15 protein-coding genes are annotated in these 14315 nt (G+C 59.7%); 5 read left to right on the top strand and 10 right to left on the bottom strand.

Annotation, left to right across the window (positions count from 1 at the left end; translation table 11 throughout):
- Window positions 1-3: 3 nt before the first annotated feature.
- Complete coding sequence (locus M5G26_RS21320; protein WP_038364752.1) at window positions 4-759, bottom strand: FadR/GntR family transcriptional regulator; 756 nt, start codon at window positions 757-759, stop codon at window positions 4-6.
- 199 nt (window positions 760-958) lie between these two features.
- On the opposite strand from M5G26_RS21320, the gene M5G26_RS21315 reads away from it, so the two are divergent.
- Complete coding sequence (locus tag M5G26_RS21315) at window positions 959-2101, top strand: pectate lyase family protein (RefSeq protein ID WP_134174217.1); 1143 nt, start codon at window positions 959-961, stop codon at window positions 2099-2101.
- Between the two features lie 244 nt (window positions 2102-2345).
- Here the strand turns inward: M5G26_RS21315 and gspF are convergent, their stop codons facing one another.
- The 7 genes from gspF to gspG all read right to left on the bottom strand — a co-directional run bounded on the left by gspF (window position 2346) and on the right by gspG (window position 10668).
- Complete coding sequence (gene gspF / locus M5G26_RS21310) at window positions 2346-3557, bottom strand: type II secretion system inner membrane protein GspF (protein WP_273916396.1); 1212 nt, start codon at window positions 3555-3557, stop codon at window positions 2346-2348.
- Window positions 3557-4963, bottom strand: a complete 1407-nt coding sequence (gene gspE, locus M5G26_RS21305; RefSeq protein ID WP_273916395.1) for a type II secretion system ATPase GspE — start codon at window positions 4961-4963, stop codon at window positions 3557-3559. Before gspE ends, gspF begins: the two co-directional genes overlap by 1 nt.
- 181 nt (window positions 4964-5144) lie before the next feature.
- Window positions 5145-7517: a type II secretion system secretin GspD gene (gene gspD, locus M5G26_RS21300; RefSeq protein WP_273916394.1), complete on the bottom strand. Its 2373-nt coding sequence runs from the start codon at window positions 7515-7517 to the stop codon at window positions 5145-5147.
- Window positions 7514-8056, bottom strand: a complete 543-nt coding sequence (gene gspM / locus M5G26_RS21295; RefSeq protein ID WP_273916393.1) for a type II secretion system protein GspM — start codon at window positions 8054-8056, stop codon at window positions 7514-7516. Before gspM ends, gspD begins: the two co-directional genes overlap by 4 nt.
- Window positions 8049-9227, bottom strand: coding sequence for a type II secretion system protein GspL (gspL, locus tag M5G26_RS21290; RefSeq protein ID WP_273916392.1), 1179 nt, complete (start codon window positions 9225-9227; stop codon window positions 8049-8051). Before gspL ends, gspM begins: the two co-directional genes overlap by 8 nt.
- Window positions 9224-10210 (bottom strand): type II secretion system minor pseudopilin GspK, encoded by a 987-nt coding sequence (gene gspK / locus M5G26_RS21285; RefSeq protein ID WP_273916391.1) that lies wholly within the window; start codon window positions 10208-10210, stop codon window positions 9224-9226. The genes gspL and gspK overlap by 4 nt, the downstream gene beginning before the upstream one ends.
- An 8-nt stretch (window positions 10211-10218) precedes the next feature.
- Window positions 10219-10668, bottom strand: coding sequence for a type II secretion system major pseudopilin GspG (gene gspG / locus M5G26_RS21280; protein ID WP_016984958.1), 450 nt, complete (start codon window positions 10666-10668; stop codon window positions 10219-10221).
- Between the two features lie 146 nt (window positions 10669-10814).
- On the opposite strand from gspG, the gene gspI reads away from it, so the two are divergent.
- Window positions 10815-11201, top strand: a complete 387-nt coding sequence (gspI, locus tag M5G26_RS21275; RefSeq protein WP_273916390.1) for a type II secretion system minor pseudopilin GspI — start codon at window positions 10815-10817, stop codon at window positions 11199-11201.
- Window positions 11202-11207: 6 nt separating this feature from the next.
- Here the strand turns inward: gspI and M5G26_RS21270 are convergent, their stop codons facing one another.
- A complete protein-coding gene (locus tag M5G26_RS21270) occupies window positions 11208-11639 on the bottom strand; it encodes a general secretion pathway protein GspC (protein WP_134174228.1) in 432 nt (143 codons plus the stop codon).
- A gap of 113 nt (window positions 11640-11752) precedes the next feature.
- On the opposite strand from M5G26_RS21270, the gene gspH reads away from it, so the two are divergent.
- From gspH to M5G26_RS21255, 3 genes are all read left to right on the top strand, one after another.
- A complete protein-coding gene (gspH, locus tag M5G26_RS21265) occupies window positions 11753-12214 on the top strand; it encodes a type II secretion system minor pseudopilin GspH (RefSeq protein ID WP_127926604.1) in 462 nt (153 codons plus the stop codon).
- Window positions 12211-12822 carry a PulJ/GspJ family protein gene (locus M5G26_RS21260; RefSeq protein WP_150694408.1) on the top strand — a complete coding sequence of 204 codons (612 nt, stop codon included), beginning with the start codon at window positions 12211-12213 and terminating at the stop codon, window positions 12820-12822. Before gspH ends, M5G26_RS21260 begins: the two co-directional genes overlap by 4 nt.
- Before the next feature lie 77 nt (window positions 12823-12899).
- Window positions 12900-13457 (top strand): NADAR family protein, encoded by a 558-nt coding sequence (locus M5G26_RS21255; RefSeq protein ID WP_150694409.1) that lies wholly within the window; start codon window positions 12900-12902, stop codon window positions 13455-13457.
- A gap of 99 nt (window positions 13458-13556) precedes the next feature.
- Here the strand turns inward: M5G26_RS21255 and M5G26_RS21250 are convergent, their stop codons facing one another.
- The gene (locus M5G26_RS21250) at window positions 13557-13796 is read right to left on the bottom strand and encodes a YceK/YidQ family lipoprotein (protein WP_134174236.1); all 240 of its coding nucleotides are present in this window, start codon (window positions 13794-13796) and stop codon (window positions 13557-13559) included.
- Between the last annotated feature and the right edge of the window lie 519 nt (window positions 13797-14315).

Raw genomic sequence — 14315 nt, 5'->3', positions numbered from 1 at the left:
GCTTCAGACGTTCAACGCCGCCGCGTCTGCAGCTTCGTAGGCGCGGCGCAGACGCTCGCGGCTGTTGGACAGATGCAAACGCATGGCTGCGCGCGCGGCGTCGGAATCACGCCGGACAATCGCAATGTAAATGTCTTCATGCTCGCGACTGAGGCGCTCCAGATAGGGTTCCTTGCGGTCATTCTCCAGGCGTTTGGAATGCAGACGTGTGCGCGGCAGAATGTTCGCGCCCAGGTGCAGCATGATGTCGGTGAAATAGCGGTTGCCGGTGGCCAGCGCAATTTGCTGGTGGAACTGGAAATCCGCCGACACGGCGTAGTCGACACTGACGGCGCGGGAATTGATGGCGTCCAGCGAATCACGCATCAGTTGCAGCTGCTCATCGGTACGCCGCGCACATGCCAGACCGGCGGCCTCGACCTCCAAAGTGATGCGCAATTCAAGCACCGCCAAGACATCCTGAAGCGTGACGATGCTGTCCGGATCAATGCGAAAACCGCTCGGGCTGGGAATGTCCTGAACAAAGGTGCCGATACCGTGACGGGTCTCCACCAGGCCCGCTGCCTGCAGACGCGATATCGCCTCGCGCACCACTGTGCGGCTGACGCCGTGCTCGGCCATGACCTGAGACTCAGTCGGCAGCTTCGTCGCACGCGCGAGTTCGCCGCTGCAGATGCGTCGGGACAGCTCGGTGACCAGGTCCTCCGCCAGGCTGCGATGCCGGCGACGAACATTGGGGGTGGCGTTGGATCTGTCCATCAGCAACAAAAATCTCGAATTTTCGAATAATTACGCATCATAGCCCATTCAGTTGTACGACAACGCACCAGTTCACATGATAGGATTTCTCATGCAGCGGACGTTCGATTCGCTGCAATGGCGATAAGGACGTCCGCTCGAGAAACACGTCGAAATTTCGCGTGTAAAACACTCAAGTTAATCAAGGATCTGATTACTCATGACAAAACCAACAACCTTCACGGCCTGCAAACTGGCCAGCGCCATCGTCGGCAGCCTGCTGTTTTCCAGCCTGCCCGCACAAGCGGCCGATATCTGGCTGGATGTTGCAACGACTGGCTGGGCCACGCAAAACGGTGGCACCAAGGGTGGCTCCAAAGCGGCAGCCAACAACATCTACACCGTGAAGAACGCCGCCGAACTGAAAGCCGCACTCAGCGCTTCGGTGGGCACCAACGGTCGTATCATCAAGATTACCGGGCCTATCGACATCAGCGAAGGCAAAGCTTATACGACGACCGCCGATATGAAAAAGCGCGGCCGTCTGGATATCCCGGGCAAGACTACCATCGTCGGAACGAGCAGCACGGCGGAGATCCGCGAGGGTTTCTTCTATGCCAAGGAAAACGATGTGATCATCCGCAACATCACCATCGAAAACCCGTGGGATCCCGAGCCGATCTGGGACGCCAATGACGGCAGCGCCGGCAACTGGAACTCCGAATATGACGGGCTGACCATCGAAGGCGCCAACAATGTGTGGGTCGACCATGTCACCTTCACCGATGGCCGCCGCACCGATGACCAGAACGGCACTGCCAACGGTCGTCCAAAGCAACATCACGACGGCGCACTGGACGTGAAAAACGGTGCCAACTACGTGACCATTTCCTACTCGGCGTTCAAATCGCACGAGAAGAACAACCTGATCGGTTCCAGCGACAGCCGTACCACCGATGATGGCAAGCTCAAGGTCACGATCCACAACACCCTGTTCGAAAACATCTCCGCACGCGCACCACGCGTGCGCTTCGGCCAGGTGCATCTGTACAACAACTATCACGTGGGCAGCACCAGCCATAAGGTCTACCCGTTCAGCTACGCGCACGGCGTGGGCAAAAGCTCGAAGATTTTCTCCGAGAAAAACGCTTTCGAAATCTCCGGCATCAGCGGCTGCGACAAAATCGCCGGCGACTACGGTGGCAGCGTTTACCGCGACCAAGGCTCGACACTCAATGGCAGCGCACTGAGCTGTTCGTGGAGTTCGAGCATCGGCTGGACCCCGCCTTACAGCTACACCCCGCTGAACGCGGACAAAGTCGCGGCCGATGTTAAGGCCAAGGCTGGCGCTGGCAAGATCTGATTGGTCGATGTAACCGTGTTAATGAAAAGCCCTCGGTGACGAGGGCTTTTTCATGTCTGCTTGAAGACCGTGCAGGGGTGAAGTCCTGAAAAAATCTGGATTATTTATTGCCCTGACTGGCCCCATCGCTGGCAAGCCAGCTCCCACAGGTTTTCTGTTGTGACACAGATCGCATCAACAACTCCGCCCCCTGTGGGAGCTGGCTTGCCAGCGATGAGGCCAAGTCATACACCATCAAAACCGGCTACTGGACCAGTTGATTGATCTCAATGATCGGCAACAACACCGCCATCACAATCACCAGCACCACCCCGCCCATCACCACAATCATCAGCGGCTCCAGCAGCGCGGTCATGCCCATCGCTCGCCGTTCTATATCACGCGACAGGGTTTGCGCCGCGCGCTCGAGCATCGGTGGCAGTGAACCGGTTTTTTCACCGCTGGCGATGAGGTGAATCAGCACCGGCGGGAAGACATTTTCCACCCGCAACGCTGCTGCCAGGTTGACGCCCTCACGCACCTTGGCCGTGGCCTCAGTGACGCTCAAACTCAAGCGGTCGTTGGACAAGGTCTGCCGCGCCGCCTCCAGTGCGCGCAACAATGGCACCCCGGCGCCGCCGAGAATCGCCAGCGTCGAGGCAAAACGCGCGGTGTTCAGGCCAAGGATGAAACGCCCGAATAACGGCAATTTCAGCACCCGATGATGCCAACTCAAACGCGCCGCCGGATTACGCAAATACAGGCGCCAGCTCCAAAACGCGCCGGCCATGATCCCTGCGCACAGCCAGCCCCAACTGCGGATGAAATCACTGGCGTTGAGCATCGCCAAGGTCAGCCCCGGCAAGTCCTGCCGCGCCTGGGAAAACGCGCTGACCACCTGCGGCACCACATAACTGAGCAGGAAAATCACAATGCCGATCGACACCAGCCCGACCACACCCGGATAGATAAACGCCGTAAGAATCTTGCCGCGCAAGTTGTTGCGTTCTTCGATGTAGTCGGCCAGCCGTTCCATGACCTGCGCCAAATCACCCGATTCCTCGCCTGCCGCAATCAGCGCGCGATAGATCTCGGGAAAATCCCGTGGCCGCGCAGCCAGCGATTCCGCCAGACGCATGCCACTGCGCACATCCGCACGAACGGCACTGAGCGTATGGGCGATGTGCTTTTTTTCGGCCTGTTCGACCGTGGCACTCAGCGCTGCTTCCAATGGCAGGCTGGCGCCCAACAGACTCGCCAATTGCCGCGTGGCCCACGCGAGGTCGTTGTCCGAGAGTTTGGCGCTGAACAGTCCACCGCCGCCGTGCTGGGCGACGTTGCTTTCCTTGTGCACCGACAACGCAGTCAAACCGCGTCCACGCAAAACGCTGAACGCCGCACTCTGGCTGTCCGCCTCAAGGTGCCCGGATTCGATCTTGCCGGTCGCGTCGGCGGCTTCAAAACGATAGCGATTCATCAGGCGTCCCGTGTCACACGCAAGATTTCTTCAGGCGCGGTGGCGCCGCTGCGAATCCAGCGCTCACCGTCCTCACGCAGGCTGAACATCCCGGCCTTGGCAGCAGATGCGCGCAAGGCCTGCTCCCCTGCCCCTTGGTGAATCAGGGTGCGGATGTCGTCGTCGATGCAGAACAATTCGTGGATGCCGGTGCGGCCGCTGTAGCCGGTTTGATTGCAGTTTGCGCAACCGACCGGGCGCCAGGTGCCGGGGGCTGCCGGGTCTTCCTGCTTGCATTGATTGCACAGGCGCCGCACCAAACGTTGCGCGAGCACGCCGAGCATCGACGAGGCCAGCAGAAACGGCTCGACGCCCATGTCGATCAAGCGGTTGACCGCCGACACCGCGTCGTTGGTGTGCAAGGTTGCCAACACCAAATGCCCGGTCAGCGACGCCTGCACGGCGATTTGCGCGGTTTCCAGATCGCGGATTTCGCCGATCATGATGATGTCCGGGTCCTGACGCAGGATCGCCCGCAGCGCTAACGCAAAAGTCATGTCGATCTTGGCGTTGACCTGAATCTGGCTGATCCCCGGCAAGTCGTACTCCACCGGATCTTCCACGGTGAGAATGTTGCTGGTGCTCGCATCCAGCCGTGCCAGTGCCGCGTAAAGGCTGGTGGTCTTGCCGCTGCCGGTGGGGCCGGTGACCAGCACAATGCCGTGGGGCTGGCGGATCAGGTGATCGAGTTTGGCCAACACCTGTGCGTCCATGCCCAACGTTTCCAGATGCAGGCGCCCAGCCTGTTTGTCGAGCAAGCGCATCACCACCCGTTCGCCATGGCCGGTCGGCACGGTTGAAACACGAATATCGATCGGCCGCCCGGCCACCCGTAAGGCGATACGACCGTCCTGTGGCAGGCGTTTTTCGGCGATGTCGAGCTGGGCCATGATCTTGATCCGCGACACCAGTGCGCCGTGTAACGCCTTGCGCGGCGAGACCACATCGCGCAGGGTGCCGTCGACGCGGTAGCGCACCACCGAATGGGTTTCGAAGGGTTCGATGTGGATGTCACTGGCTTCGTCGCGCGCGGCCTGGGTGAGCAAGGCGTTGATCATGCGGATCACCGGCGCACCGTCCTGAGTATCGAGCAGGTCGGTGATTTCCGGCATGTCCTGCATCAGGCGGTCGAGGTCGACTTCATTCTCTGCCGCGCCGACCACAGCAGCGGCACTGCCGGTGTCGGCATAGGCAGCGGCGAGCAAGCCATCCAGCTCATCATCGCGCACCCGCTGTATCGTGGTCGCACCGAATTGGCGCCGTGCCTCGCTGATCGACCAGCCCGGCGTCGACGGGCACACCGTCAACACGCCATCGCACAACAGAATGCGCTGCGCCTTGGCCCAGGCGTAAGGCAGCGCACTCATCTCAAGCCCTCCCCAACGCGAATGATCTCCCCCGTGGCAATACGATCCCCTGTAGGAGCTGCCGAAGGCTGCGATCTTTTGATCTTTGGTCGTTTGGGTCCGTCGAAGAGCAAGATCAAAAGATCGCAGCCTTCGGCAGCTCCTACACGTCGGTTTTCCAGATCAAGGGGCGATGTCGGCGTCATTGGATGGGCACCGCTTTGATGGTTGCGCGTGGGCCAGAGCTCGGTAACACAGCCGGCACACCTTGTGCCGCCGTCGGCAACTGCGGCGCTTGCATATCCGGCATTGCCCAGCTGCGTTCCGGCTGCAAACCACCCTGCGCGCGGCGCATGAAGTCGTAGCGGTTGAGCGTGATGCTGCGCCCCGCTTCGCTGTCGCGGATGATATAAGGGCGCAGGAACACCATCAGGTTGGTCTTGGTGATCGCCCGGCGCTCGTTGCGAAACAGTGCGCCAATGCCCGGCAAGCTGCCCAGCCACGGCACCGCGTCGTTGCTTTGGCTGTAGCCGTCCTGCAGCAACCCGCCGAGCACCATGATCTGCCCGTCGTCGAGCAAAATACTGGTGTCGATTGCACGTTTGTTGGTGACGATGCCCGTCGATGTCGCGCTGTTGGAAGCGCGTTCGTCGATGCTGCTGACTTCCTGATAGATATCGAGCTTCACCGTGCCGCCCTCGGAAATCTGCGGGCGCACATTGAGCTTCAGGCCAACCTCTTCACGGGTCACGGTCTGGAACGGGTTATTGCTAGTGCCCCCGCCGCCAGTCACATAACTGCCGCTGACAAACGGAATGGTCTGGCCAACGAAAATACTCGCCGCTTCGTTATCGAGGGTCAGCAGGTTCGGCGTCGACAGCACGTTGGTGCCACCCTTACTTTTCAAGGCCCGGGCCAGCACCTTCAGGTCGAGAATCTTGCCGATCCCCGGAATATCCACGGTGCCGTTGACGTAGCCCAGGTTCAAACCTTGCGGCAACACGTCGATGCTGGTTTTGCCGTTGGTGTTGATCCCCGAGCCGCCCAGATTCGCGCCACCGATCACGCCATTACCCCCGAGGTTACCGGTCTGCCATTGCACGCCAAACTCACTGGCATCGTCCTCGCCGACTTCGACAATCAGGCTTTCAATCACCACTTGCGCGCGGCGCTGGTCGAGCAGATCGATCACCTCGCGCAGGTTGCGATACAACGGCTCCGGCGCAGAAATCAGCAAGGTGTTGGTGGTGGCGTCGGCCTGAATGGTCACGCCGCCAGCGCTGAAGGCGACGTTCTGCTCGCTGCTTTGCGCGCCGCCGCTACCGGTTGTGCTGCCACTGCTGCCCTGGGCGTAACTGCCACCCGTGCTGCCGCTGCTATTAGTCGTTGTTGTGCCGCTGCTTTGCGTACCGCTCTGACCGTTCTGCCCAGCGCTGCCACCAGTGCTTGCCCCCATGGAACTGAGCACCGAACGCGCACTGTCACTGGTGCCGCTGTCACTCTCACCCGTGAGCAAACCGCGCAAGGCCTGTGCCAGTTTCGCCGCTTGGGCGTTACGCAGATAAACCACATGCAGATTGCTCGGATTGCTCTGCGCGTTGTCGAGTTTGTAGATCAGATTACGCGCCAGTTCCGTACGCTCCGGACTACCCGCGCGAATGATGATGGTGTTGGAACGCGGATCACCAATCACCGCGATTTTCTGGGTCGGATCATTGCCCGGCGCATCCAGTAAATCCGCGACCATCGGCGCGATATCAGCAGCGATGCCGTTCTGAATCTGCACCACATCCGTGTCAATCGCACTCGGCGAATCAATGCTCGCGATCAACTGCGCAACGCGGGTCAGGTTTTCGGCGTAATCGGTGATGACGATGGTGTTATTGCCCGGATAGGCGTTGATCGGGTTGTTCGGCGACACGATCGGCCGCAGCACCGGAATCAGGTTCACCGCGTTTTCATATTGCAGGCGAAACGTGCGCGTGAGCATGCCATTGCCCGCCGGTTTGTCGGCACTGTAAATCGGCCCGCCCAGCAACTTCGCATCCGCCTCCGGCACCACCTGCGCCACACCGCCAACATCGACCACACTGAAACCCTGCATGCGCAACGCCGCCAGCAACATGTCGTAAGCCTGCCGCGCCGGCACCTGACCTTCCGAGACCAGCGTCAGCGTGCCCTTCACCCGAGGATCGACCAAAAACTGCTGCCCGGTCGAACGCGACAACGCGCGCACCACCGCTTGAATATCCGCATCGACAAAATTCAGCGTCACCGGTTGATCGCCCAAAGGATTACTCGGCAAGGCAATGCCCGACGACGCCGTACCACTGCGCGCACTCTTCGAGATGTTGTGCAATGGCTTCGGCGCCGGACGCGCTTGGGCCTGTGCGCGTTCGCGGTCGAGTACCGCGTCGCCGCTGCGCTGAGTATTGGCCAGCGGCCGCCCCAGTTCACTGTCGACCAGCAATGGCGGCTGATTCTGTGGTGTGGTGCTGGTGTTGCTGCATGCGCTCAGTGCCAACAACAGAAACGGCGCGGCCGTACGTACATAATTGGAACCTGACCACTTCATGAAGCTTCCTTAGCGCCCTGCGCCTGATCCATGCGAACGGTTCCCGACAGAGTGCCTGCCGTATCATCGACCTTGACCTCACTTGCACGCTGCAAACGAGCCTCGACCACTTCAAGTGAAAACTGCACGGGGTGGATTAGCAGCCAACTGATGACGGCATCAGCGGGCGCATCCTCGAACGTCAACTGCCAAGCGGTGCCAATTGCCTGCAACTGGTAGTGACCAAGCAGCCCGCTGCCATCGAGAGATTGCTGCAATGACCGCTCGACGTTTTGCCCAATGGGCGCCGTCGCCACCTCGCGCAACAACAGATCCAGCGCTTCGGCCTGGCCACGCAACTTCGGCGTTTCGGTCTGCCAATGCTCAATCTTTTTCAGCGGTGGCTGGACGAGCAGCAGCCAGATCAGCACGCCCCCCAACATCAATGCGGTGCCCGCAACCAGGCGTTTTTCGCGCAAGCTCAGCGGCGCCCAATGCCGATGAATCTGTGCACGCAGCAGCAGCCAGCGAGCCCGATAGATCGCCAGTAGATTATTCATCGTCGCGGTCCATGACGGCATCGTCCTCAACCGCTGCCGGCTCAACCTGCGGGCTGAAAATCCACACGTTGTCTTCGCGTCTGGCGACCAACCCTGCCTGCGTCAGCGCTCCCGGCAAAGCGCCGTCGGCGGGTGCCTGCGCAGTATCGGCAGCCAACTCCAACTGCAAACGTCCCTGCTCAAAGGTCATGCGCTGGACGCTGCCCGCCATAAACGGCAGCGCGCTCGCGGCATGTTGCACCAGGTAGGCAAACCCATGATTCGCGTCGGCCGTCACACCGCTGTGCCGGGCTGTCAATTGCTGGCGAGCCTGCTGCAACGGATTGAGAATCACAGGTAACTCTGGAAAAGCCTGCTTCACCCGCAAGCGCATTTGAACCTTGAGCTGCTCGCCCTGGGTCACCTCACGTGCCGCGTAAAGGTTCAGCCCAGACACCCAGATCGCAACCGCCAAGGCACAGCAGAAGACGGCCTTGCCCCAACCGCGAGCGGTGCCGGCAGCCTTGCCGATGCCTGCATGCAACCCCCATCCCGGCGCAACGCCACACCAGCGCTGCTCCGCAGGTCGTGGTTCGACGACTGTTGCAGGAGCATCCGCGCCGATCCACTGCAAGCCGCGACCACTGGTGACGAGTTCATCCAGACGCCCCTGCGCCAAGGGTTCTACCGAAGCCTGCGCACGGCTGAAGCGCAGCAGCAATTGCCCGTCCAACACGCAGGCGCTGACCTGCCCCTGCGCGGGCACCGGCAAAGCATAAGGCGCCGGGTAAAGGCCTCGCAGCTTCAATCGGTGCTGAGCCAATAACAGCCCGAAACGATCCAGAGATGCCTGCGCGAGCCAGGCCAGCGACACTTGCCCTGAGACCTCACGAGCACTGTGCGCAACGTACATTTGTTCAGTGCCACCCAGAATCAGCGCCTGCGCGGCACACTTCACCGCCGCCTCGATCTTCACCGGCGCCAGCGGTGGCAACTGCAAACTGGTCAGTACGCTGTCCGCCGGATGCAGAAAAAACTCGACGGGCTGTAACGGCCACTCCTGTTCAATCAGCGACAGCGTACTGACACCGGTCTGACTGACCTGGTCGTGCCGATCCAGGCGCGCAAATTCAACCTCAGAGTCTGAGGTCAAACCCGCCAGCGGCGGCAAGGCGACACGCAGACGAGTCATACGCCGAGCCTCGACCAGACCACTTTCGGCAGGTCGTCGGCAGGTCGATGCAGCAGCGCATCCAGGCTGACGCGGCGCTGGTCACGACGTGCGTGTCCGCGCAGCAGAAACCAATCGCTGCTGATGCCGACGTTCAGTCCGTCGACGGTCAGATGCGGCAAGTGCAGACGGTTGACGAAGTCCCCGCGATTGAGGAACCACTGGCCACGATCGCGCTCTCCCACTACGGCCCTGGCCTGCGCGAGCGATAAACCCGGTACCACCGCCACCAATACCTCGGCGCTGGCAGTATTACCGTTGACCCAGGTCTTGGCAGGAATCAGGCTGACGTACTGATTCAAGCGACCAAGCAGTTGCTCGTTCATGCCTTCGAGGCCACGTAAATCATCAAGGCTGCGTAACATCGGCTGAGTGGCCGGCAAGGGCCTTTGGCGCGCACTCGGCGACGTCGCGCGGACGCCGTCAAACCCAGTCTGCGCCATACTCTGCCCGGCGGCTTGCAGGTCGGGCATTCTCGGGTAGGAGGCAATGACGCGCTGGCTGATGCGCTGGCTGAGGGCAGCATCGATTCCGATCATTTCGCAGAGGCGTTCGAAGCTGCGCAACTGTCCGCCATCGACGCGCTCATTGCTGAGTAAATTGCGCAAATTGAACTTGCCCTGCTGATCCTCGATGCGCCCCTCGAAACCGCTCCCCGGCGAATTCAACAAATGGCTTTTGACAGGCTGCGCCCAAAGTTGATCGAGCCGGGTCAGCGCGTCCTGTTGACGCGTGTCCCTGAGCAGTTGCCGACTCAGCTCCAGCCCCGCCAACAGTGCGGCAGCGCCCTGCACGCGAGACTGTTCCGCTTCAAGAGAACGGGTAAACACGCTCTGCCGGGTGAGCATGCCAGCGGCGATCACCGCAACCACGGCGGCAATCAGCAAGGCGCTGATAATGGCCATGCCGCGCTGTTTCTGCGCCTGTGGCGAGGATGATTTCATGGCCGCTCTCAGAGCTGCCAGGAACCAATATCGGCATTGACGCCGTCGCCGTCGGGTTGGCCGTCTGCGCCGAGGGAGAAGATATCGATCTCACCGTTCGCGCCAGGATTCAGATAGTTGTAAGGACGACCCCACGGGTCGTTGGGCAAGCGTTCCAGATAAGAGCGCCAGTTGCTGTTTTTCGCATCCGCCGGACGCTCCACCAACACCTTCAGCCCCTGATTCAGCGTCGGGTAAGTGCCGTGGTCGAGGCGGTAGAGTTTGAGCGCCTGCATCAGGCCGGCGATGTCTTGTTTTGCCGCAGTGGCTCGGGCCTGATCAGGTCGGTCGAGCACCTTGGGCACGACCATCGCCGCCAGAATGCCGAGGATGACCACCACCACCATGATTTCGATCAGGGTGAAACCCTGCTGACCTCGACGGCCTGCGGACTGAGATTTGACGCGCGCGAAATCCATTTCAACCTTCCTTGGCATGATTACATTCGGCGCGCAGTGTAACAAAAGCCAGTCATCGTACAACAATCATTAACGCACTGTTTTTCTGCACATTCGCCAAAAGACGGGTGTTATTCTGCGGGCCGGTTTCAACCGCAGAGACAAGCATGGAAGCGTTGCGCAAGGAGCAAGGTTTTACCCTCATCGAGGTTCTGGTGGCCTTGGCAATCATCGCCGTGGCGATGTCTGCGGCCGTTCGCGTTGCGGGTCTGATGACCCAGAGCAATGGTCTGCTGCGCGATCGCTCGATCGCTTTGCTGGCGGCGCAAACCCGGCTCGCCGAGCTGCGTCTGGAGGAAGATTTTGCCCCGGGAGTGAAAACCTTCGACTGTGATCAAGGTCGCCTGCAACTGCGCTGTGACCAACGCGTGACCCCGAGCACCGACGGACAACTGATGCGCGTGACGCTGCTGGTTTCGGATCGCGAACGTCAGGCGCCACCCCTGGCGCGACTCGAAACCTTACTCGGTCGGCCGCAGGAAAAGCGCCAATGACGCCGCTCAGGGTCGAGTCAGTCGAGGCAGCGATGGCGAGTCTGGCAGCGTGCTGACTTTTAATCGGCTCTGTTCTGCGCCACGCTCGATGACCACCGCATCCTGTTCAATGGCTATCACGTGCACGCCCAGGGCCAAGCGATCACCCACCAGAAAACTGCGCGGCGGACCGTCGTTGAGACTTAGGATTGCTACTGCAGCGTGCGCCCCTGCCAGCACTCCGGAAACCTTGATATCCAACGGTGCCGGCTGGTTGGAAAACCACTGCAAAGCCGCTGTCTCGGCGCGCGTCGGCAGCACTTGGGGTGCCACTGGCGGAACGTGGGATTGTGCCGGCGTCAGCAACAGCGCAGACCAGAACAGTCCCCCTGCCAGCGCCGCGATCAGCGCCGCCGATTGCACAAGCTGCGTTGCGGATAAGCGAAAAGTAAATGCCAAGACCCAACCTCCCTGTTGTCCTGCGTCGCAGTCTACAGGACAACATTCGCTTTTCTATCGGGATTGATGGTTCGAATCCGCCAGGATGACTCACAACGAAGGAACGTTGCGGTATGACCAAGGACAGACAAACAGGCTTCACCCTCATCGAATTGATGGTGGTGCTGATCATCATCGGTATTGCCAGCGCCGCCGTCAGCCTGAGCATCAAGCCTGACCCGGCGCAACTGCTGCGCAAGGACGCCAATCGCTTGATCCAGTTGCTGCAAATCGCCCATGCCGAAGCCCTGGCCGATGGACGCCCGATCACTTGGCAGGCGGAGAAAAACGGCTTTCGTTTCAGCCGTCGCAATGAACAAGGCCCCGGCTTCGATCACTTCCTCGCCGATCCGCAACTGCGCCCTCGTCACTGGGAAACGCCATCGCTGAAGGTGCGAGTGACACCCAGGCAGCCGCTGATACTGAACGCCGAGTGGTTCGATTCACCCGTGCAACTGCAACTCTCGGACGGCCAGAACACGCTCACCGTGCAACGCACAGCCACGGGCAAATTGACCTTGGCCAACCAGCCATGAATAACCGGCAAGAGGGTTTTACCCTGATCGAAGTGATGGTCGCGATCATGCTCATGGCGATCGTCAGCCTGATTGCCTGGCGCGGTCTGGACAGCGTGACCCGCGCCGACATGCACCTGCAGGCGAGCACCGAACACACCGAAGCACTGCTGCGCACGCTGCATCAACTGGAACGAGATATCGCCTTGCGCGCCAGCATCGAACTGCGTGAGCCACTGTTGAACGACAACGATGACGAACGATCCGGGCAGCCAGCGGCAATCAGCGTGCGCAGTGCCGACGACCAGAGCTTTCGTCTTGACGTGATCCGCAGTGCAGCCACCTCGCAGAACGGCTTGCAGCGCGTGCGCTGGTGGTTGAAAGATCAAACCCTGTACCGCGCCGCCGCCACGCCACGTGATCGCTACCCGCTGCCTGCGCCGAAACAGGCAGTGGCGGTGCTCGACAGCATCAGCGATCTGCAAGTGCGCGTCTGGGAACCCGAGATGGGTTGGCGCCAGCTCAGCGGCAACCGCAAAGAAAATCCCCAAGGCCTGGAAATCCGCCTGACCCGGCAGACGCCTCAAGGCGAAGAACACTACCGCCAGGTATTGGGCCCACTGGATTAGTCTCTGGGCGATATTGCGTATTGCCCTGACACGCACGGCAACTGTAACGTCGAAAGTCAGTTACCGAGGAAATCTCATTGCACGACTCTAAACTTCTCGAAGATCTACGCGCTCGCTTCAACGCTGGAGAGCCTCTGGATTTCACCTTCTTCTGGGGACACCAGCGAAGCAAAGACGCCGTCACGGCTTCGTGCTTCAGCCAGTGGTACGAAGCCGAATTCGTTGTCGAGGGGCAACGCTACCCGACAGCCGAACACTTCATGATGGCCGAGAAGGCAGCCTTGTTCGACGATCAGGAAATTCGTGCACAAGTACTCCAGGCCCCGACCCCGAACGCCGCCAAAGCCCTCGGCCGCAAGGTGCACGGGTTCAACGACCAACGCTGGCTGCAACACCGATACGACATCGTCGTCCAGGCAAACCAAGCCAAGTTTTCCCAAAATCCGGAACTGAACGAATACCTGATGCGCACTGGATCTCGGGTCATTGTCGAAGCGAGCCCGGTTGATGACATTTGGGGAATTGGGCTCGCGCAAGATCACGCAAATGTTAACGATCCGAATCTGTGGAAAGGCCTGAATCTTCTGGGGTTTGCACTGATGCAGGTGCGGGACGGCAGGGTTGGATCGTCCTGAGTTTTATTGGCGGTGGCGTCAGCAACGAAAAAAGCCTTGGTGAATGCCAAGGCTTTTCTACCGGAGATTTATACCGCTTTAGGTTGCACTACTCGCAAGTCATAAATTGCAGGTGTATTGATATTCGAAGGGAAAGAATACTGTATCGACCACCAATGAAAATGGCGCATCGATCAATAAAAATGGAATCAACTTGCCTTTGGATGTACCGACCAACCACCAATCGAGCCGAACACCGATGTAGGGGCATCGATGCTTGTCATAATCCATTCGCATTGCGGTTGCTGCACAGCCGCTTGAGCTGGCGATCAACACCAGTAACGTCAGTTTGTGAAACACTTAATATCCTTATTAGTTGTTGATACTGAGCTGTGTAAACGGGGTTGCAGATGACTTGCCCTCTACGACGGGCCGCCCACGTGGGTGGAGTAGAGCCCTACGCCGACTACCGAGCACGATCGTAAGGACAATGAGAGATCTCAACCAGATTGGAATTGGCAAGATGCATGAAGCACGCAGGCGAGGATGCAGATCTGATGGACTTTATTGATTTTCTGGGAAACCTTTGCAGCGCATTCAGTAACTATCAAGGCTATGAAAAGCCTCGCCGGGTGTTTACCCGAAGATTCGTTGCGTTCTGCGTATTTGTGGCTGTGTTTGAGCTGATTGCGCTGAACCTCTACTACGCATAGACGGGATTGAACTGAAGGATTCAGCAAAGATCGCCAAGCCGGAGCGAATCCAGATCTTATTAAAGAAATCACTGTGTAGTTTCGCGCAGGCACAAAAAAGCCGATCCATCTGATCGGCTTAAGTGTCTGATTTTACTCAGGAGTTATGGTCGGGACGGAGTGATTC

The organism is Pseudomonas sp. TNT2022 ID642 (genome assembly GCF_028656995.1).
Classification (GTDB): domain Bacteria; phylum Pseudomonadota; class Gammaproteobacteria; order Pseudomonadales; family Pseudomonadaceae; genus Aquipseudomonas.
The sequence above is the reverse complement of the archived record's forward strand: the minus strand, read 5'-3'. Positions and strand labels throughout refer to the sequence as shown.

Excerpts from the sequence above, each read along its gene's own strand:
- gspF (WP_273916396.1), bottom strand. The coding sequence starts at position 3,557 with ATGAATCGCTATCGTTTTGAAGCCGCCGACGCGACCGGCAAGATCGAA.
- gspK (WP_273916391.1), bottom strand. The coding sequence starts at position 10,210 with ATGAAATCATCCTCGCCACAGGCGCAGAAACAGCGCGGCATGGCCATT.
- M5G26_RS21260 (WP_150694408.1), top strand. The coding sequence starts at position 12,211 with ATGAATAACCGGCAAGAGGGTTTTACCCTGATCGAAGTGATGGTCGCG.
- gspM (WP_273916393.1), bottom strand. The coding sequence starts at position 8,056 with ATGAATAATCTACTGGCGATCTATCGGGCTCGCTGGCTGCTGCTGCGT.
- gspG (WP_016984958.1), bottom strand. The coding sequence starts at position 10,668 with ATGGATTTCGCGCGCGTCAAATCTCAGTCCGCAGGCCGTCGAGGTCAG.
- gspL (WP_273916392.1), bottom strand. The coding sequence starts at position 9,227 with ATGACTCGTCTGCGTGTCGCCTTGCCGCCGCTGGCGGGTTTGACCTCA.
- M5G26_RS21320 (WP_038364752.1), bottom strand. The coding sequence starts at position 759 with ATGGACAGATCCAACGCCACCCCCAATGTTCGTCGCCGGCATCGCAGC.
- gspH (WP_127926604.1), top strand. The coding sequence starts at position 11,753 with ATGACCAAGGACAGACAAACAGGCTTCACCCTCATCGAATTGATGGTG.
- gspI (WP_273916390.1), top strand. The coding sequence starts at position 10,815 with ATGGAAGCGTTGCGCAAGGAGCAAGGTTTTACCCTCATCGAGGTTCTG.
- gspE (WP_273916395.1), bottom strand. The coding sequence starts at position 4,963 with ATGAGTGCGCTGCCTTACGCCTGGGCCAAGGCGCAGCGCATTCTGTTG.
- M5G26_RS21315 (WP_134174217.1), top strand. The coding sequence starts at position 959 with ATGACAAAACCAACAACCTTCACGGCCTGCAAACTGGCCAGCGCCATC.
- gspD (WP_273916394.1), bottom strand. The coding sequence starts at position 7,517 with ATGAAGTGGTCAGGTTCCAATTATGTACGTACGGCCGCGCCGTTTCTG.